Below are 1,173 nucleotides of genomic sequence, written 5' to 3'. Positions count from 1 at the left end.
ACCCTTTCACCCGCCTCGCCGCGGTCGCGCCAGGAAAACTCCGCCACCAGGCCCGGGAGCGGCGCATAGCCGAGCCGCCGCCAGAACGGCTCCAGCGGCTGATAGGCGGCGGGGCGGGCCGGGTGGTCGTCCGGGCGGATCACCGCGCAGAAGACGCTGCGCGCGAACCCTTGCGCCCGGGCGGCGGCCTCGCGCATCTCGAAGAACCGTCGTCCCGCCCCCTGCCCGCGGTAATCCGGCAGCAGCACCGATTCGGCGAGATAGAAGAAATCGGCCGGATCGAGCCCGGCGCGGGCGAAGGGGCGCGCGAATTCCGCGGCATGATCGGCGAGAGGCGCCGCCGTGGCCGCGCCCACCATGCGGCCGTCCTGATCGCGGGCGGCGACGATCACCGCGCCCGGCGAGGCGGCGAAGCGGGCGAGATAGCCCGCCTCGTAATCCGCGTCCCCCTCGTAGAGATAGGGCCAGGCGGCGAAGACCGCGATCCGGAGCCGCGCCAGGTCGGCGAGCGCCGCGTCGGTCTCGCCCGCCGTCAGCACCGAGAAATCGAGGCTTTGGGAGCCGGCCGCCATCGCCTCAGCCGGCTTTGACCTTGGCGATCCAGTCGGGCAGATTGTAGCTCATCGTCACCCGGCTGATGAGGCCGTCATCGATCTCGAAGAAGATGCCGGCGGGCAGCGAATAGCGCTGGCCATTGGCCTCGGGCAGGCCCTCGTCGGTGGAAAGATAGGTGCCGCGCACGGTGAATTCGGCCGCGGCGCGGCCGCCGCTGTCATCCGTCATGATGGCGATGTCGGAGAGCTCCTCGTCGTAGTGCCGGCTCATCTTGGCGTTGAACCAGCGGAACTTCTCCTTGCCGATCTCGCGGCCGCCCTGGTTGATGTCATGGATGACGTCGTCGGACAGGCAGGCGAGCATGGCGTCGGAATCCTTGGCGTTGAACGCCTCGAGATAGCGGCGGATCAGGGCGGTGGTGTCGTCTCGGCTCATGGCGGGCTCCTGTTGGCTCGTGAAGCCGAGAGGTGCCACAGGCGGGCGATGCGATGCAAGGGCGAATGCGGGCATCGGCAGCCGTCCGCGTTTCCGCGCGGGGGCACCGCCGGGGGTGTGAAGATCTGGTCCGGAGAGCCGCGCGGGGCAGTGCCTTCGGGTAGGTAGGGTCTGCGCATGCCG

General features: G+C 69.9%; 2 protein-coding genes. Both read right to left on the bottom strand.

Translation table 11 applies throughout. From position 1 onward, the window contains the following. A partial coding sequence (locus LL06_RS25250; RefSeq protein ID WP_052161908.1) for a GNAT family N-acetyltransferase occupies positions 1-572 on the bottom strand: 572 nt, incomplete at its 3' end. 4 nt (positions 573-576) lie between these two features. Then, positions 577-990: a ketosteroid isomerase-related protein gene (locus LL06_RS25245; RefSeq protein WP_035533601.1), complete on the bottom strand. Its 414-nt coding sequence runs from the start codon at positions 988-990 to the stop codon at positions 577-579. Positions 991-1,173 lie beyond the last annotated feature (183 nt).

The sequence above is a fragment of the Hoeflea sp. BAL378 genome, assembly GCF_000759435.1.
Taxonomy (GTDB): Bacteria; Pseudomonadota; Alphaproteobacteria; order Rhizobiales; family Rhizobiaceae; genus Hoeflea.
The sequence above is the reverse complement of the archived record's forward strand: the minus strand, read 5'-3'. Positions and strand labels throughout refer to the sequence as shown.

Bases quoted from the DNA above. Each gene is read 5' to 3' on its own strand.
- LL06_RS25245 (WP_035533601.1), bottom strand. From the start codon at position 990: ATGAGCCGAGACGACACCACCGCCCTGATCCGCCGCTATCTCGAGGCG.